The sequence below is a fragment of the Vibrio natriegens NBRC 15636 = ATCC 14048 = DSM 759 genome (genome assembly GCF_035621455.1).
GTDB lineage: Bacteria > Pseudomonadota > Gammaproteobacteria > Enterobacterales > Vibrionaceae > Vibrio > Vibrio natriegens.
In genome coordinates, this window is the sequence record NZ_CP141823.1 from 107,596 (window position 1) to 129,138 (window position 21,543).

A 21,543-nucleotide genomic window follows, 5' to 3' on the forward strand; every position below is an offset into this window, starting at 1 on the left:
TAATTTATGAGTAGCGTTATGGACTTAAACCTTATCCAAACTTTTCTGGTCGTCGCCGAGTTCCAATCCTACACAAAGGCAGCGGAGCAACTTGGGTTGACGCAACCTGCAGTAAGCGCAGCGATAAAGCGTTTAGAACAAGTCGTAGATAAACAGTTATTCGTTAAAAAAGGCCGCGGAATAGCTCTTACTTCCACCGCACATCAATTGCTTCCTCAATTTCAGCAAGCGGTAAGTATCATTGATAGTGCAATATCTGATAAAAACCATTTTGAAGTATGCTGCTCAGAGATTTTGCTACATAGCATGCCTCCTATTGAAAACGTGGTGTTTTATGAATCTCCACCGGAAAAATACATTCTGTTTGAGCTCATAAGGCAACAAAAAGTCGACTTAGCTATCGATACTGTCATAACAAAAGACTCTGCATTTGTTATTGAAGATGCATACTCAGAAGAAGCGGTAGTCATTTGCCGAGAAGACCATCCCAGAATCCAAGGAACACTTTCAAAACAACAGTTTTATGAAGAAAGACACTGTCTATTTTCTGGAAAATGGGAAAACATGACTGGGTTTGAGCAACTTGCTAAAGAAAAGATACAGGAACGAAAAGTCGATTTAGTGACATCTTCGCTAGCAGGCATGGCTTTATATGTTGCCGACCGAGATTGCTTGGGCGTCGTCTCTAAATCGTTTGCAAATAAATGGAGTAAGGCGCTAAACCTGCAAGTGCTCCCTTGCCCTATTTCGATTCACTCCATCCCTTACAAGTTTGTCTATCACAAGCGTGAAATTGACAATCCTGCTCATCTTGCCCTGCGCCAAAAAATTAAAGAGCTACTTGTCGCCGCCCATGGCAAGCCATTCAGCAATAAAGCCATCATTCAACTAAACGCCGATCTTTGACTTTTGTCCGTTAATACAACTTTTCAAAATACATGCATCGGCTCTACTACTGTATTGACTATGTAGTAACAAATTCTGAACAAACCAAACGCAATGCAACAAAGTTTATAGTATATAAATTAACTATTTGCAACAAATTGTATATGGAGTACCAACCTGTTTATGGAACTAGGATCGGTTTATCTTTTGGGTTGATTTAGGCTCCTTACTCTAAACACCTTGCTGTAATCTTTGGTATTTAATCTGTTATTTTGCTTTAATGAGTTTAAACTTCATTTAACCAAGTAACTCCATGAATTTGCGCCTCATTCTTTTACTCTGCATTGTTAGTCTCTTTGCTGGCTGTGCCACTTATGCTGGTCTGAATTACGACGTGCTTTTTGGCCCTCAATTAGTACGAGAGCGTACCGCGAGTGCTGAAACACAGCATGCAAACTTTTTCCAAAACAAAGTAAAGCCGATCGTGGATAATCGTTGCGTGGTTTGTCACGCGTGCTACGACGCACCTTGTCAGTTGAAACTCTCATCGGTTGAGGGCATCGATAGAGGTGCGACGAAAAAGCTGGTTTACGAAGGTACACGTCTTACTGCGGTCGCACCCACCCGTCTTTTTGAAGACGCAGAAACCACTCAAGAATGGCGTGATGCCGGCTTTCACCCGGTCTTAAATGAACGTGAGCAAAGCATGGCTGCGAACTTGGATGCAGGCTTAATCGCAAGACTGTTAGTGCAAAAAGAGCGTCATCCTCTGCCCGATCAAGTTCAGTTGGAAGGGTTTGATTTTTCGATAGACAGAGAACAAACCTGCCCGACCATCGAAGAATATGAGCAGTATGAGAAAGACAACCCGACTTGGGGGATGCCTTTTGGCATGCCAAACCTGACAGACTCTGAGTATCTTACATTGATGACCTGGCTGGAAAATGGCGCAGTCATGAATAGCCACACGCCGATTAGCAGGCATGAACAAGCCGAGATTACTAAGTACGAATCGTTACTGAATCAGGATGACTTCAAGAACCAGCTCATGGCGCGCTACATCTATGAGCACCTGTTCTTATCTCATTTGTATTTCTCTGAGCTAAGCGATAAGCCGACACGTCGCTTTTTCTCTCTGGTTCGCTCCCAGACCCCTCCGGGTCAGCCTGTAAAACGTATTTCAACCCGTCGTCCATATGATGATCCAAACACGGAACGTGTTTACTACCGAATCATTCCAGAGCAAGGCACTATTGTAGACAAAACACATATGCCATATGCGTTAAATAAACAGCGCATCGACAATTGGAAGAACTGGTTTATTCAACCTGACTATACGGTCAATGAGCTACCTAGCTATGAACCAGAAGTTGCCGCGAACCCAATGACTTCATTTACTGACATTCCAGTGAAGTCGCGTTTTAAGTTCATGCTCGACAATGCGCAAAATACCATTATGGCGTTTATTAAAGGTCCGGTTTGCCGTGGTCAGTTGGCACTCAACGTCATTAACGATCGTTTCTGGGTATTCTTCCTCGATCCAGATAAAAGCGATATTCCTGAAGTGAACGAGTTTTATCGCTCACAAGCAGAAAACTTAAAGCTGCCAAGCGAGTTAGAAAGCAACACTCTGCCTGTGGCGAACTGGGTTAAATACTCTCGCCAACAAGCTCGCTACCTTGAAGCGAAGTCGGACTTTGCAAACCATTGGTTCAAACATGGCGAGCACCTGTCTACAGACGTTATCTGGGATGGTGATGGAACCAACGCTAATGCTGCTCTGACCGTTTTCCGCCATTTTGACAGTGCTTCGGTTGTGCAAGGTTTGGTGGGCGACCAGCCTAAAACGGTCTGGGTCATGGATTACGTGTTGCTTGAACGAGTCCATTACCTGCTCGTAGCCGGGTTTGATGTCTACGGCAACTTTGGCCACCAATTGATTACGCGTATGTTTATGGACTTTCTGCGTATGGAAGGCGAAAGTAACTTTATCTCATTATTACCGGCAGACATGCGTCACCAGTTGCAATCCAGCTGGTATCAAGACCAAAGCCCTCAATTATCGGATTTCTTATTGAGAAATGTTAAGCCGTTTAATCAGCCGACAAGCATTGTTTACCAAACGGATGATCCGAAGTCTGAATTGCTTAACAAGCTGAAAGAAGATCTGTCTCCGATTCTGCATCCTCGTTATGAAATCACCAATACAGCACTCTCCGATAAGAATGAAAAGCAGATAAAACGTATCGGACAGGTAAGTGGTGAAGGGTTAAAACCAGTGCCTCAAATAACAATGTTGATGGTGCGCAGCAAGTCTGGAAAAGATGAACTCTTTACCCTGCTCCACAATAATGCGCATACAAATATCTCCAGCTTGTTCGATGAAGAGAGTAATCGCAACTTCTCAGAAGATGATATGACCATCGTCCGTGGTGTGGTTGGAAGTTATCCCGCTGCGTTTTTTTCGATAGAAGAAGCGCAAGTAAAAGATTTTGTCGATCAATTCAGCAATATTCAAAATGAAGAGGATTACGTTAAGTTATTGGATCGTTTTGCGATTCGCCGTAGCTCACAAAAGTTCTGGCCGTTCAGCGATCGACTCCATCATTGGTACCGTACAAATCAACCGATCGAATTTGGATTACTTGACTATAATCGTTTTGAGAATCGATGACGATTTAAGGGGGTTCTCATGGGTATCCGAGATAACATTGCCGCTCTGGAGCAACAGATATACGTTGCCTGTTCAGAGGGAGACTACGATACGGTCAATATGCTTGAGCATCAACTCGAATACTTGCGAGGCAGAGTGGATCATCCTTTTGACGATGACCCTTATGCTCTAGACACTCGGTTCGAGTGGGAAGATGACATGAGCGAATAGAAAAAACCTCCGGCACCTTCCGGAGGTTTTTGTTTTTATCAAAGTCACTAATCCGCTATCAGTTCATCAAGCGCGGTTATCGATGCGGTTACTTGATCAGCAAGCACCCTTTTCTTTTGCTTGTAAGCTTCTAGCGGGTTCTCAGCGGCTTCGATGCTCTGCAACGTTCTCATTAGCGTGTTTAAGCCTAAACTACCCGAACTTCCTTTGAGTTTATGGCTTAAGGACCTCACCTCACGTGTGTCATCTTTCTCTGCGGCTATCTCTAATTGATTGAGAGCATCCAGGCTGCTGGTTCGGAATAAATCAATAATGTGCAGCATTCTTTCTCTGCCCAAAATCTTCATATCAGAAAGCACAACGTGTGGTGAAATAATATCTTCAGCAGCAAGCGGGTTATTATCTACAGATATCAAAACATCGTCTGTGGAAACGGGTTCTTTATGCGATGAACCCTGCTCTCTTTGGCCCAATAACAACGGTTTGCCGTCTAACTGCTCTTGAATCATGACTTCAAGAGATTCTTTCACTAATGGCTTGGGTAAGTAACCATCAAACCCTGCCTCCAGATAGCGTTCCACTTCCTCTTCAAATACATGAGCAGAAACTGCAACCATCGGTGTTGGCGAGTTCGCTTGTCGTTGAGGCTTATTCTGTTCAATGCACTTAAGACGCTGAATTAAATCGGCGCCGTTGCAATCAGGTAAATTGATGTCGACTAACGCTATATCGAAATCCTGCTTTTCTAATATTTTTTCTGCCTGAAGTCCGTTTTCAGCCATGACGACTTCGTGCCCCATGCTCTGCAGAAAGCCTTCCGCAACCACTCGGTTTACTTCGTTATCTTCAACCAGCAATACTTTGGCTTTCACTTCACATGGCGTATTTACAACCGCATTTGTTTTTACTTCGTCGCTCTTTTCGAGTGGCAACGAGAACCAAAAACGACTGCCTTGGCCTTTTTCTGATTCAAACGCCAACGTGCCATCCATTGCTTCAATAATGCGTTTACTGATCGCAAGGCCAAGCCCCGTTCCACCAGTTTGACTCAATCCACCTTCGGCTTGAGTAAAGGCATCAAACAGCGATGTTTGCTCTTTATCCGCGATACCAATACCAGTGTCGGAAATTTCGAACAGAACTTGCGTTTCGTCTTCAGGATTGAGGCTCACATAGATATCAATTTCCCCTTCTTGGGTGAATTTTATCGCATTACCAACCAGATTATTCAGCACCTGATTGATCCGTGTTGCGTCACCTTTCCAGTACTTATTCACATCGCTTTCAATATGGTAAGAGAACAACAAGTTCTTTTCTTTGGCACGACTTTCCATTAGCTGGTAAGTGTCTTGCACCAGTTGATGCAAGTCGAAGTCTGAATGACGTATTTCGAGATGGCCGGCTTCTATTTTTGAGTAATCCAGAACGTCATTGATGATGGCAAGTAACGTTTTACCACTTCGATTAATGATGTCGGCATAGTGTTTTTGCAGTGGATTCAAGCCTGAATCCATGAGCAAACGTGCGGTTCCTAGCACCCCATTCAAAGGTGTACGTATTTCATGGCTCATCGTAGAAAGGAAGGCAGACTTAGCCCGGCTAGCTTGTTCTGCCTGCTTACGTGCTTTAGCGTGGTTTAATACCTCTTCATTCAAGCGGTAATTGGCTTGCTTTAGCTGAGAAGTACGTTGCTCTACCAATTCTTCAAGGTGTTCTTTATGCTCTTCGAGTTCTTTCTTTGCCTTCGCCTCACCTTCTGCAACAACTTTTAACGCCTGAGCGGTGTCTCTTGCGGTAATAATAGCTCGCCCCATATGCGCGAGTTCATCTTTTCCTTTGACTGTCAGATCCACTGCTAAGTTGCCTTGCGCCACCGACAGCAACGCTGATGAATACTCCCCAAGTCGCTTGAGCACCGACACATAAACAACACGCCAAACAATTAAAATAGCCACTATGAGGCCAACCACCGAAATAATCGCCAATGACCACTGTGCAAATGTGAGTGAACTGGTCATTTCATCTATCGCAACCGACGTGGCAGTGTTGGAATCATCAACCAACTTATTAACAGTACTGTTAAGTTCAGCAAATAGCTCCAGTGTTCTTTGCATTAATTGTTGAGACTGCTCATTATTTTCATATTGATGCATTAAGATGCTAAAGACGACCTGACGTTCACCAAGATCCGTAAGCAGCTGCCCCATTCGCGTCGACAACGTCGGATCTTCCACCGCCTGCACGCGCCTCTTCATAATTCGAAGGTTATTAGCGAAGTCCGCCTGAACTTGTTGGATACGATCTAGATTGGTCAGTGTACGCGCTTCTTCAATTTGGTTGAGAACCTGAAACGCCAGCAGATGAAACTCATGCAACCGTTCGGTCAGATCCAAATCGACTTCTACCAACGCATCCAGAGCTTGGTAAGCCTGTTCTTTTTTGTTTGCTTCCAGCAGACCATAAATGTGAGTCACATTCGCGACAGCGACAGTGCTGGTGTTTTGCACTTGAGTTCGGGTCAGTTGTTCCAGTTCCTCACTGAGCAAACGCATTTCTTCGACCCGAGTTTCTATCTCTTTAGCGAGATAGAGCTTACGTTCAACCGATGTGCCCAAATCACCCAGGTTATTAATAACCTGTTGAACATGGCTTTCTAACGTATCGAGTAGCTGGGAATCAAACGCGTCTCTTCCAAGCTTTTTGATATGAGAAAGCAACACTTCTAGCTGGTCAAAAAGCGCTCGCCCCGCAGCTTGTCGCTCGAACTCATTTTTGGCGTTAGACAGCGTCTGAACAGAAGAAATAATACGAGAACTTAGTTCAGAGACCTGTCGGGCTTCTATCATGGCAGGAATCGCAGAATCAACCACGTTCCTTTCCGTTTTCGACACCATCGAAAAGCCAGACATGCCGATCAATGCAGACAACATGACCAACATTGCCATCGCAATAAAAGAGAGCAAAAGCTTACGACCGATACTTGCGGTTGCTAGCAGCATATTTTAATGACCTTACTATTCGTGTTTGGCGAAATATACTCAAATAATTTCAATATGAAAGCTTCACAGTGATATTGCTAAAATAAATATCCTGAGGATATTTGGGTATAATACGTTATATTTTGCATTGTTCACTCAATCTAAGCTAACGAACTTCATCCATGGTTATTAATCAAAGCTTGCTTCGCTCAATTATCAAACACTTCGTCCTCGCCGGAGCATTATTCGCATCCCTACCGTCGCTAGCTGAAGAAAAAATTTGTGCCATTTACCCACATCTAAAAGATTCGTATTGGTTGTCTGTCAATTACGGCATGGTTTCCGAAGCAGAAAAACAAGGGGTTCACCTTCGCGTATTGGAAGCCGGTGGATATCCGGTTAAACACCGTCAGGAACAACAACTCAAGCTGTGTCATCGATGGGGTGCCGACGCCATCATTTTGGGTACGGTCGACCCTCATGCCTATGAACACAACTTAACCAATTTAGTGGGTAACACCCCCGTATTCGCAACAGTCAACCAGCTCATTCTAGATAAAAAACAGAGTCCTCTGCTAAAAGGTGAAGTCGGAGTGGATTGGTATTGGATGGGACATGAAGCAGGAAAGTATTTAGCCGAACGTCATCCCAAAGGTTCTGGCAATACCAATATCGCTTTGTTGCTTGGCCCGCGTACTCGCGGTGGAACAAAACCGGTAGCGACGGGCTTTTACGACGCCATAAAAGACAGCGATATCCACGTTGTTACGACTTTGTGGGCGGATAACGACAAAGAGTTACAGCGTAACCTAGTACAACGCATCATTGACCAAGGCAATATTGACTTCATCGTTGGAAGCGCTGTGGCCATTGAGGCAGCGATCAGTGAGCTGCGCAGTGCCGATAAAGCGAGTGAGATTGGCTTGGTTTCCGTCTATTTAAGTCACGGCGTTTATCGTGGCTTACTGCGTAATAAGGTACTCTTTGCAGCAACGGATAAAATGGTTGAGCAAGGTCGTCTATCCCTCATTCAGGCAACACGCTACTTGAGAGACTTACCTTATGAAAAACATGCGTCACCGAGCATCATACCACTGACACCAACAACGCTTGACGAAGATACAATTCAGGAATCGTTATCCCCATCCGAATATAGGCCAACATTCAGTGTCAAGCCTATTGATTGATCGATTAAAAAAGTGTTTCATTAACCAATACACCAAAAATAACTTTATCATTTTGAATCGGAAATAACTTGATGCAAAAAACAACTCGTACCATGCCTGCACACAAGCACGTGGCTTTAGTTGCGCACGATAACTGCAAACCTGAACTGCTTCGCTGGGTACAAGAAAACAAAGAACAACTTCAACGCCATTTCCTGTATGCGACAGGGACAACAGGGCATATGTTAAGCAAAGAAACAGGCTTGGCGATTAAAAATATGATCAGCGGCCCTATGGGTGGTGACCAACAGATTGGTGCTTTGATTTCGGAAGGTAAAATCGACGTACTGGTGTTTTTCTGGGATCCATTGAATGCCGTACCACATGATCCAGATGTAAAAGCGCTTCTTCGTATTGCCAGCGTTTGGAATATTCCAGTTGCGACCAACCGTGCAACTGCAAAATTCATTTTCAACTCTCCGCTTATCGAACAAGAAGTCGATATCGAAGTACCAGACTATGAAGCCTATCTGAGCGAGCGCACATAATCTGTGCCCGATATTTTAGATAAAACAAAGGCGATACCGAGTATCGCCTTTGTTATTTCAAACGGTGTCTATTTTATTTAGCGCGAAGTAATGATTGGGTAGTCCCCTGCAACCAGCTCCTGAATGAACGCAGAACCAGCGCCTGTATGGGTAATCCACACTTTTTCTTTCGCTCGGGTAATCGCAACATAGAATAATCGGCGCTCTTCGGCATGCGGAAACTTATCGTTAGATTCCGTCAAGGCACCATCAATATGGACTTGCTTTTTCTTCGCTGGGAATTGCCCTTCATCTACCGACAGGATAATAACGAAGTCCGCTTCACGCCCTTTACTCGCGTGACATGTCATAAAGCGAATATCAAGGTTCGGGAACCGTCTTAGCCAGTCATCATATAAATCTGGTTTATGATAATGATTACGTCCAAGCAGCAACACCGATTTAGTTTGCTTCGCCTGCTGGTTTAACTGGTCGAGGATTTTCTCCACTTGGTTACTTGGCGCGGTGTGGACACTTTTTTGCTTACGTTGTTTGTGGCTATTTAGAGTCTTAGGTAACTGCGCTGGGTTTTGCTGTACAAACGCATTGGCCACATTACCAATCTGATTGTTAAAGCGATAAGTTGTGTCAAGATGATGAACCGTCGAATACGCAAATCTGTCTTTAAAGCCAGTAATCAGATCGACATCAGCTCCGGCAAACTGATAAATGGATTGCCAGTCATCCCCTACTGCAAATAATGTTGCACCCGCTTGTTTCTCACTGGATTCGCACAGCGCTTCTATTAACGCTAAACGATCAGGAGAGATATCTTGATACTCATCGACCATAACAAAGCGCCAAGGAGCGACAAACTTACCTTTTTTCACATACTCAGTCGCTCGACTGATCATCGTTGGGAAATCAACCTGATTCGTCTCTTTGAGCATTTTTTGCCAGGCAGTAAAACATGGCCAACACAGCGCGAGCTCACTATTTAATCGAGTGTACTCTTGATGATCGACCAGTTTTTCTTGAACCTGCTTTTTGGTTAATCCAACCGCCGCCAGATGTGACAGTTGTGAGTCCAACCACGCAATCAGTTTAGGGTTCTCAGAATGGCTACCCAGCTCGTCATCCCCTTTCAAATAGGCAATAGGCCACTTGTCCAAATGCTTTTGCCAGCGCTTGAAGTTTGTAGGAGTCATCCAATGCTTTTTAAGCCAATCAATACACCACGCCGTACGTTGGTTATCGTCCAACGCTAATGGGCTGATCTCTACGGGCTGTGGTTCGACTTGATTCAGTATGAACAACCCTAATTGATGGAAGGTGTTTACACGAGTGCCCTCTGCCGCCATACCTACTTTTTCAACCAAGCGCTCTTTCATCTCTGTCGCGGCGTCTCGCCCGAAAGCAAGCATTAGCAGTTCTTCAGATTGTGCCTGATGGCTTTGAAGTAAGTATGCAACCCGTGCAGTAAGGACGCTGGTTTTACCAGAACCGGCACCTGCGAGCACCAGATTGTGATCATCGTTGAGCAGTACGGCATATTGCTGAGACAGGTTCAATGGTGAAGACTCAATACGGCTGAACAGCACCTCCCAGTTTGGACGTTCACTCTCCAACCACTCTCGATTTCGCTCTTCTAACGTCTCAGAAGTATCAACAAGCCAAGGTTCAATTTCTGCCATGCGGTTCGGCATGCGTAATTTTGCTTCTTCCAAAGTCGTTTTAATTTCCACGAGATCTTGGTTTAAACGCTCAACCCAGGACGTAACCTGGGAGTGTGAAAGATAAGCAGGCAGGTGTTTTAACTTATAGAGTTCCTCTTCCCATACAGGAAGGTATTCGGCTAACTTTTTACACTGATTGTTGTGCCAGTCCTGATACTGGCGCACCGCATCAAGCGCGAATTTTCTGCATTGTGGCCATGGTAATCCCTGAACCAGCCAGCTTCGCTGCTTACCATCTTGTTCGTGAGAAAAGAATTGTAGCGAGCTCCACAGCAAACCACGCTTGACGTTAACTTTGCCATTCCACACGGTAAACGGAATATGCTCTTCACTGCCTATGGAACTTAATAAAACACTGTTCTCTTTTATTTCGACATGATAATACTCATTTTGAATAAAAAACTGTGCTTTGCTGGTGGCAGTAAGCTGCATGAAATGTGCGCCTTTTCGAGTGATAAGTTTTCGATTTATATCATTTTAGAACATCAAATTGTAGCAATGCGACGCACTGAAATAAGCATCTGGTTTACATTCTTAAATAAATTTCACATTACTGCTGATTTTGTGAACATTACTAACACTAATCAACCCAAAAACATCATGCTTACGTAAAGAAATTATCAACTCAGGAAGCCCTAAAGATTAAGCGTTTAACTAGTCACGCTAATATCGAGGCTCTTTCTGGTCATTTCATAAGCAAGCTATCTTTTTTCTTAAATTAAATCATAAAAACGCTATAGTGGAGTTGGTATGATATCCAAACAACCTCGGGATATACGGGTATAACTGTCCGTTTTTTATCGGAAATCTAAGGCGCAACGTGCAAGCAACTTCTAAATTTCGCCTCTATTGGGCTAACAAAACCGTTAACTACAGTATTCTTATACTGATAACCTTATTAGGTGTTGTCATACCTGCCTGGTATTTCGGTCAAAATACATTGATTACGCCGCTGATATTGGGAATTATCGCCGCAGCGCTGGCGGAAAGTGACGACAGTTTTACCGGACGAATAAAAGCGCTAATCTTAACGTTCATCTGTTTTGCTGTTGCCGCGTTTTCAATTGAAATTCTGTTCAACACTCCGTTGTTGTTTGCCATCGGACTATTTATCTCTACGTTCGGATTCATCATGCTTGGTGCAATTGGCCCTAAGTACGCCAGTATTGCGTTTGGATCCTTACTTATCGCCATCTATACCATGCTTGGCGCCCATGAAAGCCCAAATTTATGGTTCCAACCACTGCTACTGTTAACTGGTGCGGCATGGTATTACTTCATGTCGATGATATGGCAGATTTTTTGGCCGCTGCAGCCCGTACAACAAAATCTGGCGAACGTTTTTTTCCAAATGGCGAATTATCTGGATGCAAAAGCAAAACTTTTCCATCCGGTGATTAACCTTGAACCGCAGCCTATGCGAATTGAAGCAGCACGCCTCAACGCAGCGACAGTGACGGCTCTCAATGCTTGTAAAGCCACGCTGCTTAACCGCTCGAAACGCGGTCATATCGATGGTCCAAGTGACCGATTTTTAAATATCTATTTTATCGCCCAAGACATTCACGAGCGCGTGAGTTCCAGTCATTATCGTTATCAAGATCTGGCAACTGAGTTTGAACGTTCGGATGTCCTATTTCGTTTTAAGTACCTGCTGGAATCTCAAGCGCGAGCGTGCCGGGATATAGCTCAGGCGATTCAACTTGGTAACGAGTACACTCACACCAATGAATCCATTCTCGCTTTAGCTGAGGTTCAAAACTCCCTTAACTATCTCGAAGAACAAAAGCAGAGTCACTGGAAACGACTATTAGGTCAGCTTACTTACCTATTCAATAACTTAGCTACTGTTGAAAAACAGCTGAGTAATATCAACAACCCTGATGCAGAAAGACTTGAAGAAGATATGCTGGACGACACCAATCCACATACTTTAAAAGCGATGTGGCAACGGATTTCAGCGAACCTCCATCGAGACTCCCTGCTGTTTCGCCATGCATTACGTATGTCGATTGCATTAACGCTTGGTTATGGAATTATTCAGGCGTTTGATTTTGACCGCGGATATTGGATTCTTTTAACGACCTTGTTTGTATGTCAGCCTAACTACAGTGCAACGCGCCAGAAGCTTACTGCCCGAGTAATTGGGACGTTGGCTGGCTTATTAGTTGGCGTGATGCTGCTCACCGCTTTTCCTTCTCAAGAAAGCCAATTGGTGTTCGTTGTCGTCTCCGGAGTGATGTTTTTCGCTTTTAGAATGAACAATTATGGCTATGCAACTGGCTTTATCACCCTGCTCGTATTGTTCCTTTTCAACCAGCTAGGCGAAGGCTACGCAGTTGTACTGCCTCGACTGGCCGATACAATTATTGGTTGTATGCTAGCGGTAGGAGCGGTCATGTTTATTCTTCCTGACTGGCAGTCCCGACGACTTCATAAAGTCATGTCAGATGCGATTGATGCAAACAAGCAATACCTTGGACAGATCATTGGTCAATACCGAGTCGGTAAAAAAGACAGCTTAAGTTATCGTATCGCACGTCGTCAGGCACATAATAGTGACGCAACGCTCACCTCCGCTATCAGTACCATGCTTGCTGAGCCAGGGAAATACAGAACCGCAGTTGATGAAAGTTTCCGTTTTCTCACTCTCAATCACGCTATGCTGAACTATATCTCTGCATTGGGTGCACATCGTACACGTATCGACGATAACTCAATTCATAAATTAGTGTTAGACGCCCACCGTTGTATTCATCAGCATTTGGATGTTCTTCATCAGCAGCTTCACCAGCACTGTGAAACATGTGATCTCTCGGATATTGAAGACGCTGGTCTGGAACAACGTTTAAATGAATGGCGGGACGAAGATGACAGCTCGGCTCGAATGGTGTTGCAACAACTCCACCTTATTTATCGCATGTTGCCGGAGTTACATTCACTGGCAAGTAAATTCGCTGTCCGCGTGAACTGATTGTATTCGCGACTCACTGATCTGCTCTTTAACTCGGGAAGCTTGTTAGCTTCCCTTTTTTTATCGAATAAATACATCAATCAAAGCGAGCGTTCTTGAATTCAACATGTGCTAAAGCCATGCTGGTAACCATTCCTACATATTTACACACCTTCCTACAAGCCAGTTTTTTCACCTTACAATTTCGTCACATTTTGACCCTTCACTTGACACACCCTGACAATATTCGGACAAAAATAATGCGATTGAGCTCTAATCTAGCCTTGTGTGAATAAGTTTGTTGTATGGCCATGGAGGCCCTAAAAATAGGTAATGAAGGACAAACCTGTGTACAACGAGGAATGTGATATGAACAAACAGCAATTTAACGAGCTAAAACAAAAATTGAGTGATTTAACGGACTCTCAGCTTAAGTCTCTTCAGGGTGAAATTAGCAAGACCCTAGACAAAAAACGTTCTCCACTGCTTTCTTCGGAAGAGCGTGAGATGATTTCACAACTGTTTTCTTGATCTTGTTTCCTCGATCTCACTGATCACGAATTCAATTCGCGTAGTGCCCTGCCGTACTTTACCCTCGTTGTAGCACGTACAAAGTAACGCCTTTTAATACTTAGAGCAGAAGAGACAGTCCTAACCTGCACCTCCGTTAACTCCCCCCCTCCAAATGAATACTCGTTAAGCCTCACTGATTTATTGTCGTATCAAACTCACTTTGTCACCAAATACCGTATTGAAGCTTTGGCTTTCAGGGCAACCCTTTAGACGTGCTTTCTTCAGGTGAAAACAAAACTTCCCGATGCAACCAGTAGTGGCAAAAAGCCAAATATAACGCTGTAGAAACTCGTACGTTTAGACAGTTTTATCAGCAAAGGGGACGAGTAAAACGTAACCATAAGATAGGGAATAATATAAATCGGTTGTAGAAACAATGCGCAAATCAGATGCGACAGAATATGCAACTCAGCACTCCAAGAACTTGGGTGTGTTCTACGGATTAATGCAAAAGAAAGAATAAGGCTAATAGCAAGGTTCAACATAACACTACAAATGTAAATAATTATCATTTTCTATTTTAGTGAACCATTCAAGCATCTTCAAATACGTTTTAACTATTGATCTCATCAGCACAATCAATCAAACAAATGAATAATGCTATCAATAATTTTCTTATTAAACGTTTGCGTAATCGCTAACCTTCACTTTCCCCAATTTTGAGGCTTTTATCACGTTATGTACGTTGTTATAGTACGCCCAACATAAAGACCATTCGAGGCACGGAGCTTCCTCAATAATCTCAAGAAGAGAAGAATTGGTACCGACATATTCGGCAGATTTAAAGAGGGTCAAAAAATGGAAATGAATATGGTTGAAATTCTAGGTTATGCGGCTTCTATCATGGTTGCTATCTCGCTTACTATGAAAGACATCGTTAAACTTCGTATCCTTAACTTTATCGGTTGTGGTCTATTTACCGCTTACGGCCTTATGATTGATTCATGGCCAGTTGTACTAACCAACGGCTTTATTGCATGTGTTAACGTGTACTTCCTAGCTAAAATGCATCAGGAAAAGAGCAACCTAGAGCCTGAAAAAGCTCAATAGACACCGATGTCTTAAAAATACAGTATTTAAAAAGCCCGCTAACCTCTGTTAGCGGGCTTTTTTGCGTTTTATCATTTCATCCATTGAAGCTCTATGGTCTCTCGACGTGAGAACACACCGACATGAGAAGCATATAGATCATCAAAAACGTTATTAATACCAAAGGGGACAGGCAGGCCATCTTTCGAAAAGCTTTAAATAACTCATTAATTTACCGGAACTTACCCCAAAGACCTCACTCTAACTCCTGCATATTGAATCTATTTGGGTATATAATCGCGTTAAGCGCTATCTTGAATGAAGAGGTGAATTATGAATATTGGTGCTGTAGCCAAACTGACCGGCCTTTCCTCTAAGTCTATCCGTCTGTATGAGGATAAAGGGATTATTTCACCACCGGCTCGCAGTGATTCTGGATATCGAGAGTATTCTGACAACCACATCCAAGAGCTCAATCTGGTTTCACGCGCAAAACATGCAGGATTCTCACTGCAAGAGTGCAAAGAGTTTGTTCAACTCGCACACAACCCAAATCGAAAAAGCAGTGAAGTTAAAGCTCGTACGATGGATAAATTAAAAGAAGTTGAAGAGAAAATAGCGCACCTGCTAGAGATGAAGCAACAGCTAGAAAGCTGGGTATCTTCCTGCCCTGGTGACGCAAAAAGTCGTTGTCCTATCATTGACGAACTGACCAAATAAGTTCATTTGCCCAAATAAACTAAAAGGAGGACACGAGCCCTCCTTTAATAATTAAAACTAGTCGTGCACTTAAGCTACGATTTTGAAATTGGGTATCTTTTCTTAAACGCCGATGCGGATGCAAACAGCCCGGTCGCTGCAAAAGTAACAAAAATCCCTAGCAAGTATGATAGTTCCTCGTGCGCCAGAAGACCGTAACTACTAAACAAAAAGACAAAAAAGACGAGTGCTACACTAATACGATGACACCATGGTCGTTTTACAGAATACTGAGCGTATTTTTGAACTAGAGCGAAACCCATCCAATTACCCCATTAATTACAATATTATTATTTATAGGCGGTAATAATAGATATTTTATCAACTTATGAAAATGTACATATTCATTTTCTGGCAAAAAATCACATTTATTGTAAAAATTGTCAGTTAACGGACAAAATTAAACCATAAATTTTAAAAATTGATATATATCAAAGATATAAAAAACGTACTCATACAGTTAGAGAAATGGAGCTAAAAAAGCATTTTTACGCTCTTTCGCTCGACTAACGCAGGCTCTAACTGGACAACTTCTGCTTCCGCTGATTTGTCGTTTAGCCGTCTGACCAAGGTTTCAACCGCGGCCTGTCCCAATCGATACTTAGGCTGGTGAATGGTTGTCAGTGATGGAGACATAAATTTGGCGATATGTATGTCATCGTAACCAATGAGAGAAAGATCCTCTGGCACGTTGATACCAAGCTCGTTGGCCGCATTGATCACCCCCATCGCCATCATGTCGTTGGAAACGAAGATAGCAGTCGGTAGTGCTCCCCTTTCAGACATCTTTTTCAGAGCCTGATAGCCACCTTCACATTCAAAATCCGATTCGATGATCCAGTTGGGATTAAACGTCAAGCCTGCTTCAAGCATGGCACGTTTGTAACCTTCATATCGCATTTGGGCCTGATGCTTGATCAGAGGGCCAGTGATACAGCCAACCTGCTTATGCCCACAATCTATCAGGTGCTTCACTGCAAGATATCCGCCACGCAGCGAGTTATCTTGAATCTTATCGCTGGTAAAAAGCATTGGTCCCCAGTCCATAACCACAACCGGGATATCAGGGTATCGCTCGAACACATCAATACGCTCCCCTTCCAATGAATCACACATCAGAATCAAACCATCAACACGCTTTTGAAGCAGCGTACTAATGGATTGACGCATACGTTCGTTATCCCCTTCGGTGTTACATAGGATAAGGCTATAACCTTTTTGGTAACAACTGCGTTCGACACCCTTTACGACTTCACCGAAGAACGGGTTGGTAGAGGTTGTTACCAACATACCAATAGTTTGAGTTCGATTGACCTTGAGGCTGCGCGCTAACGCTGATGGAGCATAATAATTGAGTTCTTTTGCGGCGTTATTAACTCGCTCTGAGATCTCTTCACTAACAAAGCGAGTTTTGTTAATAACATGGCTCACCGTAGAAGTGGATACCCCTGCCAGTTTCGCGATGTCTTTCATCGTTGCCATGTTATAAATTCCTTACTTATTGGTTTCAGCTAAGAATGCGTCCACCTCTTCACGAGTTGGGATAGACGTCTGTGCACCAAAGCGCGTAACTGAAATGGCTGCCGCTGCGTGTGCAAACTTAATTGCTGATTCTAAAGACAAACCTTCCAATAAACCAGTGACGAATGCCCCATTAAAGGTATCACCTGCTGCCGTGGTATCGGTAGCGTCAACGCGGAAACCAGGGATAATCTCGCCACGACCATTCTGACTTAACCAAACGCCTTTCGCCCCTAGGGTAATCATCACGATTTCAATGCCTTTGCTATGCAGGATGTTGGCCGCTTCCTGAGCACTATCGTTATCCGTCACTGTCACGTCAGTCAAGACTTCTGCTTCGGTTTCGTTTGGAGTGATGACATCGATACACGCTAATAGTTCGTCCGATAATTCACGCGCAGGTGCCGGGTTAAGAATCACGTTCGTTTTTGCATCTTTTGCTACACGCGCCGCTTTCTCGATGGCACATATCGGTGTCTCAAGTTGCATCAACAAGTATTCAGCGCGGCGTATGCGCTCCAGATCTGGCTCAATAGCCTCAGCGGTCAGCTTAGCGTTCGCTTCTGCCGAAATACAAATACTGTTCTCACCACTATCTGCTACCTGAATCATCGCAATACCAGTTGGACAATTTGGCTGCATCTTCACCGCGCTAATGTCGATGCCGTCCATCTTAAAATTCTCGCGAATATTGATCCCGAATGAATCATCACCAACACAAGCAATAAAACCAATATCAGAATTCAGGCGTGCTGCGGCAACGGCTTGATTTGCTCCTTTACCGCCAGGAATAACTTGGTAGTTGCGACCATGAAGCGTCTCGCCTGGGCGAGGAAAAGAAGGCACTTGAAGAACATGGTCAGCGTTTACACTACCTAACACTACTAACTTATTCATACGGTTATCCTCGGTTCTGAATGAACCCTATTTGAAAAACTGTTTTCTGAAAAATACATTAGATGACTTTAACTTCTCGTCTGATCCGTAATAAAAAGTCAAAGGCATCTATTCTTGCCCTCTCCCCCTAACGACAGGTAAAACGGAGGAGAGAGCGAAGAAACTAGGATTATTTATCCAAAGCCGTGATTATTTGGTTACCACTTTTAGAGGAACCGGGATGTAAGCTTCGACTTTTTCGCCTTTAAGGACTTTGTCCGCTGTTTCTACACCCAACGCACCGATAAGGTCAGGTTGCTGTGCGATGGTTGCAGCAAGCTTGCCACGGTTAACAGCAGCGATGCCGTCTTCAGTACCATCAAAGCCTATGATAACCACATCTTTGCCTGATGCCTGTACCGCACGTAGCGCACCAAGTGCCATCTCATCGTTTTGTGCAAACACGGCTTGTACATCTGGATTCGCAGCCAATAGGTTTTCCATAACGTTCAAACCTTTAGTACGGTCGAAATCAGCAGGCTGGCTTGCAAGAAGTTCCATGTTGCTGCCTTTTACTGACGTCATGAAACCTTCGCCACGCTCACGTGCCGCTGATGTGCCCGCAATACCTTCTAGCTGGATGACTTTCGCTTTCTCGCCAACCTTCTCCATAATGTATTTGCCAGCCATTTCACCGCCAATCACGTTATCTGAAGCAATGTGGCTAACCACGTCGCCACGGCTTGCGCCACGGTCAAGAGTCAATACTGGTACATTAGAGCGGTTTGCCATGCGAATCGCATTAGATACTGCGTCTGAATCTGTCGGGTTAATCAGAATCGCTTTAACGCCTCGGATAGTCAGGTCTTCGATGTTTGATAGTTCTTTACTCGGGTCATTTTGCGAATCAAGAACAATCAGATCGTATCCCAGCTCTTTCGCTTTCGCTTCAGCACCGTCTTTCATCGTTACGAAGAACGGGTTGTTCAGAGTTGAAACCACAATCGCCATCGTATCCTGAGCTTGTGCAGCCACAGATACAGTTGAGGAAAGGAGTGCAGCAGAGATAAGAGTTGCGAGTTTTTTCATCGTTATAGTCCTTTGTGTAGGGTGAGCCAGCACACGTCGACTGGCTCAGTGTTATTCACATCGTTTGGGTTGTTATGAATTACTTATTTTTGTTGTCTACCAGTACTGCTAGCAAGATAACCACTGCTTTTGCAATCATTTGGTAGTAGGAGGAAACATCAAGCAGGTTCAGTGCGTTATTCAAAAAACCGATGATAAGCGCACCAATTAGTGTACCCATGATGCGGCCTTTACCACCCATCAGACTGGTACCACCCAGAACTACTGCTGCAATCGCATCTAGCTCGTAACCCATACCTGCTGTAGGTTGTGCAGAAGAAAGACGAGAAGTCACGATGATGCCAGCAAGCGCCGCTAACATACCGCAGATGGCGTAAACACCAATCTTCACTCGGTCAACATTGATACCTGACAAGCGAGTAGCAGATTCATTACCACCAAGTGCGTAAACGTAACGACCAAAGCGAGTGTGGTTAAGTAGGTACCACGCGGCAGCAAACACAATTACCATCAGCCATACAGGAACCGGTATACCCAGCGCATAACCCGTACCGAACCATGCAAATGCATCAGCGGTATCGGTAAAACCAGTAGAAATTGGTCGACCGTCTGTGTAAACCATGGTTACACCGCGTAATAAAGTCATGGTAACCAGTGTTGCGATGAACGCTTGAACCTTACCCTTAGCGATAATGATACCGCTTATCGCACCAAGCGCAGCACCAGCAAAAAGAGCGGTAGGCACAGCAACCAGCACGGGAACTTCCATTGCAATCAGGCTTGCAGCAAATGCCCCACATAACGCCAGCACAGAGCCTACACTTAAATCGATACCTGCGGTCAGGATAACAAGTGTCATACCTACAGCGATGATCGCATTCACCGAGGTTTGACGAAGAATGTTAAGAATGTTGTCTACCGTGAAGAAATTCGGGTTCAGGAATGATACGACAACAATCAAAAATATAAGTGCAATCAGTGATTTTTGTTCAATCAGCCACTCTTTAGTGAACAGCTTTTTGCTGCTAGCTTCGTTCGGTTTGCTCATGGTATTGGTACTCATGCTGCTTCCTCATTAATCTTTTTGCCTACGGCACAGGCGAGTAATTTTTCTTGGTCGGCGTCTTTCGCATCGAATTCGCCACTAATACGACCTTCATGCATAACAAGAATGCGGTCACTCATGCCCAGCACTTCTGGCATCTCAGAAGAAACCAAGATGATGCTCATGCCGTCGGCTTTGAATTTATTGATTAGCTGATAAATCTCTTTCTTGGCGCCAACATCAACGCCGCGTGTTGGTTCATCCAAAATCAGAACTTTAGGTTTGGTCATCAATCCTTTCGCGATAGCCACCTTCTGTTGATTACCACCAGAGAGGTTGCCAATAATTTGGTCACGCGTCGGTGTTTTGATATTGAACAGTTTGATGAAGTCTTCTACTGCAACCACTTCTTCACCGTGTTGGATTTGGACACCTTTGGTCAACTTATCCAGAGCACACAAAGACATGTTTTCTTTGACTGACAAACCGAGTACCAAACCATCGCCTTTACGGTCTTCAGAGATGTAGGCGATACCATTTGCCAGACCATCTTGCGGACTAACTGGGTTAATGGTTTTGCTGTCTAGGTTGATAACACCATGCTCACTCGGTAAAGCACCGTAAATCACCTTCATCAATTCAGTACGACCCGCGCCCATCAACCCTGAAATACCAAGGATTTCACCACGCTTAAGCGTGAAACTAACATCGTGAACACCAGAGCCGGTTAAACCGATCACTTCAAGACACGTCTCTCCATGTTTTACATCAATGCGTGGGTACTGTTCTTCAAGCTTTCGGCCTACCATCATTTCGATAAGACCGTCTTCATCGGTATCCGAAACCTGACACTCACCAATGAACTTACCATCACGAAGTACGGTAATGTCATCACAAATTTCGAAAATCTCTTTCAAGCGGTGTGAGATGTAAACAATGCCGCAACCTGCATCACGAAGCTCATTGATCACTTTAAATAGCGATTCGGTTTCCGTATCCGTCAGTGCGTCGGTTGGCTCATCCATGATGATGACTTTCGATTCAAAAGAGATCGCTTTGGCAATTTCGACCATCTGCTGTTCGCCGAGGCTTAAATCGCCAAGCAGAGTTTTAGAGCTGTGTTTTACGTTCAAACGCTTCAAAAGCCTGTCAGCTTCATCGTACATTTTGCTCCACTGAATACGTCCCATCGCACCAGTAAATTCACGTCCTAGATAAATGTTCTCCGCAATGGTCAACTCAGGGATTAAGTTCAGCTCTTGGTGAATAATGCTGATACCCGCTTCTTGAGAATCTCTTGGACCTTTAAATGCAGCGGGCTGACCCTGGTACTGAATGCTACCTGAGTCCATGTGGTAAATGCCGGTTAGCACTTTCATCAAGGTTGACTTACCTGCTCCGTTTTCACCCATAAGCGCCATTACCCGCCCTGGATACACATGAAGGCTCGCCTTATCTAGCGCCTTTACGCCCGGAAACGCTTTTTCAATCTCACTCAGTTGTAGAATGGCTTGAGTCATAA

16 protein-coding genes are annotated in these 21,543 nt (G+C 44.1%); 9 read left to right on the forward strand and 7 right to left on the reverse strand.

The features are described 5' to 3' along the window. Positions 1–18: 18 nt before the first annotated feature. From VER99_RS15065 to VER99_RS15075, 3 genes are all read left to right on the forward strand, one after another. Entirely contained in the window at positions 19–906 is an 888-nt protein-coding gene (locus VER99_RS15065; RefSeq protein WP_020334742.1) for a LysR family transcriptional regulator, read from the forward strand. Positions 907–1,198: 292 nt separating this feature from the next. Continuing rightward, on the forward strand, positions 1,199–3,559 hold the full coding sequence (locus tag VER99_RS15070; RefSeq protein ID WP_020334741.1) for a fatty acid cis/trans isomerase: 2,361 nt from the start codon (positions 1,199–1,201) through the stop codon (positions 3,557–3,559). Between the two features lie 18 nt (positions 3,560–3,577). Next, the gene (locus VER99_RS15075) at positions 3,578–3,769 is read left to right on the forward strand and encodes a hypothetical protein (protein ID WP_014234066.1); all 192 of its coding nucleotides are present in this window, start codon (positions 3,578–3,580) and stop codon (positions 3,767–3,769) included. A 47-nt stretch (positions 3,770–3,816) separates the two neighbouring features. Here the strand turns inward: VER99_RS15075 and torS are convergent, their stop codons facing one another. After that, complete coding sequence (torS, locus tag VER99_RS15080) at positions 3,817–6,768, reverse strand: TMAO reductase system sensor histidine kinase/response regulator TorS (RefSeq protein ID WP_020334740.1); 2,952 nt, start codon at positions 6,766–6,768, stop codon at positions 3,817–3,819. Positions 6,769–6,929: 161 nt separating this feature from the next. Here torS and torT point away from each other — a divergent pair, with 161 nt between their 5' ends. Together torT and VER99_RS15090 are read left to right on the forward strand one after the other, a co-directional pair. Next, positions 6,930–7,934 carry a TMAO reductase system periplasmic protein TorT gene (gene torT / locus VER99_RS15085; RefSeq protein ID WP_020334739.1) on the forward strand — a complete coding sequence of 335 codons (1,005 nt, stop codon included), beginning with the start codon at positions 6,930–6,932 and terminating at the stop codon, positions 7,932–7,934. A 71-nt stretch (positions 7,935–8,005) separates the two neighbouring features. Next, the gene (locus tag VER99_RS15090) at positions 8,006–8,461 is read left to right on the forward strand and encodes a methylglyoxal synthase (protein WP_014234063.1); all 456 of its coding nucleotides are present in this window, start codon (positions 8,006–8,008) and stop codon (positions 8,459–8,461) included. Between the two features lie 77 nt (positions 8,462–8,538). Here the strand turns inward: VER99_RS15090 and helD are convergent, their stop codons facing one another. Continuing rightward, positions 8,539–10,608, reverse strand: a complete 2,070-nt coding sequence (gene helD / locus VER99_RS15095; protein WP_020334738.1) for a DNA helicase IV — start codon at positions 10,606–10,608, stop codon at positions 8,539–8,541. 388 nt (positions 10,609–10,996) lie between these two features. Here helD and yccS point away from each other — a divergent pair, with 388 nt between their 5' ends. From yccS to cueR, 4 genes are all read left to right on the forward strand, one after another. Next, positions 10,997–13,150 (forward strand): YccS family putative transporter, encoded by a 2,154-nt coding sequence (gene yccS / locus VER99_RS15100; protein ID WP_014234061.1) that lies wholly within the window; start codon positions 10,997–10,999, stop codon positions 13,148–13,150. Between the two features lie 348 nt (positions 13,151–13,498). After that, the gene (locus VER99_RS15105) at positions 13,499–13,660 is read left to right on the forward strand and encodes a hypothetical protein (RefSeq protein ID WP_014234060.1); all 162 of its coding nucleotides are present in this window, start codon (positions 13,499–13,501) and stop codon (positions 13,658–13,660) included. 840 nt (positions 13,661–14,500) lie between these two features. Continuing rightward, on the forward strand, positions 14,501–14,752 hold the full coding sequence (locus VER99_RS15110; protein ID WP_014234059.1) for a YgjV family protein: 252 nt from the start codon (positions 14,501–14,503) through the stop codon (positions 14,750–14,752). A gap of 312 nt (positions 14,753–15,064) precedes the next feature. Then, positions 15,065–15,451 carry a Cu(I)-responsive transcriptional regulator gene (gene cueR / locus VER99_RS15115; protein ID WP_014234058.1) on the forward strand — a complete coding sequence of 129 codons (387 nt, stop codon included), beginning with the start codon at positions 15,065–15,067 and terminating at the stop codon, positions 15,449–15,451. A gap of 513 nt (positions 15,452–15,964) precedes the next feature. Here cueR and VER99_RS15120 read toward each other — a convergent pair. The 5 genes from VER99_RS15120 to rbsA all read right to left on the reverse strand — a co-directional run bounded on the left by VER99_RS15120 (position 15,965) and on the right by rbsA (position 21,541). Beyond that, on the reverse strand, positions 15,965–16,972 hold the full coding sequence (locus tag VER99_RS15120; protein ID WP_020334737.1) for a substrate-binding domain-containing protein: 1,008 nt from the start codon (positions 16,970–16,972) through the stop codon (positions 15,965–15,967). 12 nt (positions 16,973–16,984) lie between these two features. Then, positions 16,985–17,908 carry a ribokinase gene (gene rbsK / locus VER99_RS15125; RefSeq protein WP_020334736.1) on the reverse strand — a complete coding sequence of 308 codons (924 nt, stop codon included), beginning with the start codon at positions 17,906–17,908 and terminating at the stop codon, positions 16,985–16,987. 189 nt (positions 17,909–18,097) lie between these two features. After that, positions 18,098–18,976, reverse strand: coding sequence for a ribose ABC transporter substrate-binding protein RbsB (gene rbsB, locus VER99_RS15130; RefSeq protein ID WP_020334735.1), 879 nt, complete (start codon positions 18,974–18,976; stop codon positions 18,098–18,100). Between the two features lie 79 nt (positions 18,977–19,055). Continuing rightward, complete coding sequence (rbsC, locus tag VER99_RS15135) at positions 19,056–20,039, reverse strand: ribose ABC transporter permease (protein ID WP_020334734.1); 984 nt, start codon at positions 20,037–20,039, stop codon at positions 19,056–19,058. Next, a complete protein-coding gene (gene rbsA / locus VER99_RS15140) occupies positions 20,036–21,541 on the reverse strand; it encodes a ribose ABC transporter ATP-binding protein RbsA (protein WP_020334733.1) in 1,506 nt (501 codons plus the stop codon). The genes rbsC and rbsA overlap by 4 nt, the downstream gene beginning before the upstream one ends. Positions 21,542–21,543: the final 2 nt, after the last annotated feature.

Bases quoted from the DNA above. Each gene is read 5' to 3' on its own strand.
- VER99_RS15105 (WP_014234060.1), top strand. From the start codon at position 13,499: ATGAACAAACAGCAATTTAACGAGCTAAAACAAAAATTGAGTGATTTA.
- VER99_RS15120 (WP_020334737.1), bottom strand. From the start codon at position 16,972: ATGGCAACGATGAAAGACATCGCGAAACTGGCAGGGGTATCCACTTCT.
- VER99_RS15110 (WP_014234059.1), top strand. From the start codon at position 14,501: ATGGAAATGAATATGGTTGAAATTCTAGGTTATGCGGCTTCTATCATG.
- rbsB (WP_020334735.1), bottom strand. From the start codon at position 18,976: ATGAAAAAACTCGCAACTCTTATCTCTGCTGCACTCCTTTCCTCAACT.
- VER99_RS15065 (WP_020334742.1), top strand. From the start codon at position 19: ATGGACTTAAACCTTATCCAAACTTTTCTGGTCGTCGCCGAGTTCCAA.
- torS (WP_020334740.1), bottom strand. From the start codon at position 6,768: ATGCTGCTAGCAACCGCAAGTATCGGTCGTAAGCTTTTGCTCTCTTTT.
- rbsC (WP_020334734.1), bottom strand. From the start codon at position 20,039: ATGAGTACCAATACCATGAGCAAACCGAACGAAGCTAGCAGCAAAAAG.
- rbsK (WP_020334736.1), bottom strand. From the start codon at position 17,908: ATGAATAAGTTAGTAGTGTTAGGTAGTGTAAACGCTGACCATGTTCTT.
- VER99_RS15090 (WP_014234063.1), top strand. From the start codon at position 8,006: ATGCAAAAAACAACTCGTACCATGCCTGCACACAAGCACGTGGCTTTA.
- torT (WP_020334739.1), top strand. From the start codon at position 6,930: ATGGTTATTAATCAAAGCTTGCTTCGCTCAATTATCAAACACTTCGTC.
- VER99_RS15070 (WP_020334741.1), top strand. From the start codon at position 1,199: ATGAATTTGCGCCTCATTCTTTTACTCTGCATTGTTAGTCTCTTTGCT.
- helD (WP_020334738.1), bottom strand. From the start codon at position 10,608: ATGCAGCTTACTGCCACCAGCAAAGCACAGTTTTTTATTCAAAATGAG.
- rbsA (WP_020334733.1), bottom strand. From the start codon at position 21,541: ATGACTCAAGCCATTCTACAACTGAGTGAGATTGAAAAAGCGTTTCCG.
- cueR (WP_014234058.1), top strand. From the start codon at position 15,065: ATGAATATTGGTGCTGTAGCCAAACTGACCGGCCTTTCCTCTAAGTCT.
- VER99_RS15075 (WP_014234066.1), top strand. From the start codon at position 3,578: ATGGGTATCCGAGATAACATTGCCGCTCTGGAGCAACAGATATACGTT.